At 35.7% G+C, this 4,224-nt stretch carries 5 protein-coding genes; 4 read left to right on the top strand and 1 reads right to left on the bottom strand.

Annotated features, from left to right (window positions below):
* Positions 1-2 precede the first annotated feature (2 nt).
* Entirely contained in the window at positions 3-488 is a 486-nt protein-coding gene (locus KMHG_RS18505) for a DinB family protein (RefSeq protein ID WP_010289889.1), read from the bottom strand.
* A gap of 472 nt (positions 489-960) precedes the next feature.
* Between KMHG_RS18505 and KMHG_RS12140 the strand changes: the two genes are divergently transcribed.
* From KMHG_RS12140 to KMHG_RS12125, 4 genes are all read left to right on the top strand, one after another.
* A complete protein-coding gene (locus KMHG_RS12140; RefSeq protein WP_010289888.1) occupies positions 961-1,347 on the top strand; it encodes a DUF485 domain-containing protein in 387 nt (128 codons plus the stop codon).
* Between the two features lie 26 nt (positions 1,348-1,373).
* On the top strand, positions 1,374-2,918 hold the full coding sequence (locus tag KMHG_RS12135) for a solute symporter family protein (RefSeq protein WP_010289884.1): 1,545 nt from the start codon (positions 1,374-1,376) through the stop codon (positions 2,916-2,918).
* 184 nt (positions 2,919-3,102) lie between these two features.
* Entirely contained in the window at positions 3,103-3,618 is a 516-nt protein-coding gene (locus KMHG_RS12130) for a hypothetical protein (protein WP_010289877.1), read from the top strand.
* 264 nt (positions 3,619-3,882) lie between these two features.
* Positions 3,883-4,224: helix-turn-helix domain-containing protein (locus tag KMHG_RS12125; RefSeq protein ID WP_010289874.1), on the top strand; the 342-nt coding region annotated here is incomplete at its 3' end.

Raw genomic sequence — 4,224 nt, 5'->3', positions numbered from 1 at the left:
ATTTATGAAGGTAATTGGACATTTTCTTTAATTTGGTCGAAATGACGCTGTTCATGATATTGTAGAAAATCGATAAATTGTGCAATCGATATTGGGCCAAATGGGTCTGTTTCGATGAGCAAATGTTCTAAGTCACGGTCGCTCGCGTGAGAAAGTACTTGATTAAGCGCTTGGCGACTATGTTCTAACTGCGCCATAACGGTTTCAAGCGTGTAATGAGGCTCTTTCGGTTGCCAACGATCTTTCGTTTCGACTTTTTTTGTTCGATCTGCTGCTAAATGCACCGGTTTTTGCGGTACTTCTTCTACGTAATCTTGTTCGAGCAGTGCTTGTTGTACAGCTTTCGTCGCATCTTGTTCAATTAAAGCGAGATGAGCCAGTATTTGTAGTGTATCCCAACTATCTTCTGTAGGCTTTTTAAATAAATCATCTAATGAAATAGACGTGACATAATCAAACAATTCTTGACGTTGTTGTTCGAGTAACATAAACATTCCTCCTTTTCTTATACACTTCCCTCATTTTTTCGTTTTAAAAGACTTCAAAAAAATAATAAAACAAAACTATTTAAGCATTTAAAACAAAACTGTTTTATAACACATTTTAAATTTTTTTCAAAAAAATTATTATATAGAAATATTTTATTGTTCGAAGTAATGAATGATTAAAGAATGTTGTTTTTTCGTTTTTTTGTACTTTATGTCATAAAATTCTTTTTAATGTTCGAATTTTCTGTTATTTTCGTTTTTATGCTTTAAAAAGGTGGTAAAACATGAAATTTTCTTCGGTGTTATTGCTATATTTTAACGATGTGTGAATTTACCATTTTCGGAAAATGATTAGAAAAAATAGTGTTGATTTTATATAATAGCCCGCATACAATAAGGTTACGAAACATCACTTAAACAGAAAATTGATGTTTTAAACAGCATTTAACGTAATTTGAAGGGGGTATGTACAATGGCTAATCAAATAGATGTAACAGTTGATCAGCAGCGAGATGAGTCGATTGGGGAGTCGGCTCAACACGTAGAAACAAAACAAAAACAACAAATTTATCGTGAGATTGCCCAAATGGCATCTTTCAAAAAGCTTGTGAGAAAAAAGAAAACATTCTTATTCTCAACAACTATTTTGTTTTTAATGGCCTATATTACACTGCCAATTCTCACATCTTTCACAACTGTATTAGAACATCGTGTCGTTGGAAAGATTACGTGGGTTTGGGTGTACTCATTGTCATTATTTGTGATGACGATTGTGCTTTGTGAAGTATACAAAGGTCGTGCAAGCAAGTATGACAAAGAAGTCGCAAAAATTTTAAAAGAGTATGAAGACAACAAGTAGTTTCATACATCAAGGGGGATGAGTTTATGAATATTGTAACGATTAGCTTTTTCTTAGGCATTGTATTGCTGACATTGTTCGTCACGTATTTAGCGGCGAAGAAAACATCATCAGCAAATGATTTCTATACAGCAGGCGGTGGTTTAAAAGGATGGCAAAATGGTTTAGCCATTTCTGGAGACTATTTATCAGCCGCAGCATTTTTAGGTGTATCCGGTGCAATCGCATTATCTGGCTTTGATGGTTTCTTCTTCTCAGTAGGATATGTTGTGGCAAACTTAGTCGTACTATATATGATAGCAGAACCACTTCGTAATTTAGGTCGTTACACATTAGCAGATATGATTACAGCGCGTTTTAATGAAAAACGTGTTCGTGCGGCAGCTGCGATGAGTACGATTACGATCGTCATTTTATATATGATTGCACAGCTTGTAGGTGCAGGTGCATTAATTCAATTATTATTCGGTATCGATTATTGGATTGCTGTATTAATCGTTGGTACGATGATGACAATCTACGTACTATTCGGCGGTATGGGTGCAACGAGTTGGGTACAAATTATTAAAGCTTGCTTACTACTATTCGGTACAGCTTTAATGTCATTTTTAGTATTACGTCATTTTGATTTCAGCATTATTACGATGTTTGATAAAGTGTCAACTGCAACAGAACACGGAGATAACTTCTTAAATTCAGGTGTAAAATATACAAACGGTTTTGATTCGATTTCAATGTTAATCGCGTTAGTGCTTGGTACAGGCGGGCTGCCACATATTTTAATGCGCTTCTTCACAGTAAAAGATGCGAAAACAGCACGTACGTCGATTTCTTGGACAACTTGGATCACAGGTATTTTCTTCACATTAACGATTTTCCTAGGTTTCGGTGCGGCAGCATTCGTTGGCGTAAAAGATATTATGGCGGCAAATGCTGCAGGTAACTTAGCAGCGCCGCTTCTTGCAGAATTCCTTGGTGGTAACGTCTTACTATCATTCATCTGCGCAGTTGCCTTCGCAACGATTTTAGCGGTTGTATCTGGATTAGTATTAACAGGAGCTTCAGCGATTTCACATGATTTATACGGTGAGATTATTAAAAAAGGTGCACTTTCACAAAAACAACAAATGCTTGCGGCACGCGTTGGTTCAATCGGTTTAGCAGTATTCTCGATTATCCTTGCGTTAGGTGCACAATCATTAAACGTATCATTCTTAGTATCATTTGCTTTTTGTATCGCAGCATCAGCAAACTTACCAGTCATTCTTTACACAATTTACTGGAAACGTTTCACATCAACTGGTGCCATTGCAGCAATGGTTACAGGTTTAATTAGCTGCCTCGTTTTAGGCGCACTTAGCCCGAACGTATGGAGCCCGGACGGCACAGCTATTTTCGTCGGTACAGCATTATTCCCATTAACAAACCCAGCGATCATTACCGTACCACTCGGCTTTATCGCAGGCATCGTCGGCTCACTGCTTTCTAAGAAACCAGCGAACGATGAAATATTCGATGAGATTACAGTAAAAGCGAATATGGGTATTGGTGTGTCAGACGTGTCGCATTAATATAGAAGAAACACTCCCGGAATAGGGGGTGTTTTTTAATTTTAAAAAACGTATTCAGTTAACTTGTTTTAGTACTTTTTAAAAATGTATAAAAATTATTAATTAAGAAAAATATGGAATTAATAAATTTTATATGTTTTAATATACGAAGAAATCATTAAAAGTAAAGAAAGGGGGGATTATCGTGAAATTTAAAGTAATGTTAATCATTTTATGCATGACGGCTTTGTTCATAATAAGTGCATGTTCAAATGAAAATGTAGGTTATGAAGGATCATCATTGAAGGTTGCCGTAATTGGGGATGTGCCTGACATACATAGTGAAAAGTTAGATTTTAATCAAGTTACATTAGAAACGCTTAAAGCTGATGCTAAAAAGATATCAAAGCAGTTTGATGGGATTTTGATTACGCCATCAATGTTTGAAAAAGCTTCAAATGATTCATTGATAGCCGTTTATCAAAATCTTGAAATACCGATTGTCTTTTTTAATTCAGAAAAAAGACATGTACCGTTTTTGAATGGAGGTATTACTTATGAAACGGCTGATGGTGCAACATTACAAAATGGCGCTCATACGACAGTTTATATGCCACATTTAAATGAAAATAGTGAAGACGTTTGGTATTTCTATTTAAAAGATGACAAGAACATAGATAGCCTGTACAAAGAGATATTTGAAAAGGTTGCAACGTTATAAACATTATCATTAAACTGAGAGAATTAGATGATAAAGTCTAATATGAAAGAGGAATTATCATATGAAATATAAGGCAAATGCGCAACGAAGTTTAATACTATGTTTATCATTATTATGTTTATCATTTTTTCGCAGAAGACCTCTCCCTCAAGGAACGTAGTGAGTAGGGAGGGGATGAATGCGAACGCAAATTTTTTGCGCGTGCCAATTTGTTGAAAGGAACACCTGTTCTCAATATAATATGAGAAAAAGGAGGTGTTTGTCATGTCACATAAAGCTTACCAGTTCCGTATCTATCCAAATAAAGAGCAACAAGCGCTTATTCATCAAACACATGGTCATTGCCGTTTTGTCTACAATCATTTCCTTGAACGATGGAATACGTCTTACAAAGAAGAAGGTAAAGGACTGAATCGTTCCCTTATGTCCAAAATGCTCACAAAGCTGAAAAAACAAGATGATACTGCTTGGCTACGTAACGTAGACAGTGTGGCATTACAAGCCTCCTATGAAAACCTATTAGCTGCCTTTGACCGTTTCTTTAAAAAGCAAAACAAATATCCTCGCTTCAAAAGTAAAAAGAATTCGGTTCAAAGTTATACCACT

The sequence above is a fragment of the Kurthia massiliensis genome, from assembly GCF_000285555.1.
Lineage (GTDB): Bacteria > Bacillota > Bacilli > Bacillales_A > Planococcaceae > Kurthia > Kurthia massiliensis.
This window is presented reverse-complemented; position numbering and strand designations above follow the sequence as displayed.

What these genes read in the sequence shown, in the direction of transcription:
- KMHG_RS12135 (WP_010289884.1), top strand. Translation starts at nt 1,374, where the DNA reads ATGAATATTGTAACGATTAGCTTTTTCTTAGGCATTGTATTGCTGACA.
- KMHG_RS18505 (WP_010289889.1), bottom strand. Translation starts at nt 488, where the DNA reads ATGTTACTCGAACAACAACGTCAAGAATTGTTTGATTATGTCACGTCT.
- KMHG_RS12140 (WP_010289888.1), top strand. Translation starts at nt 961, where the DNA reads ATGGCTAATCAAATAGATGTAACAGTTGATCAGCAGCGAGATGAGTCG.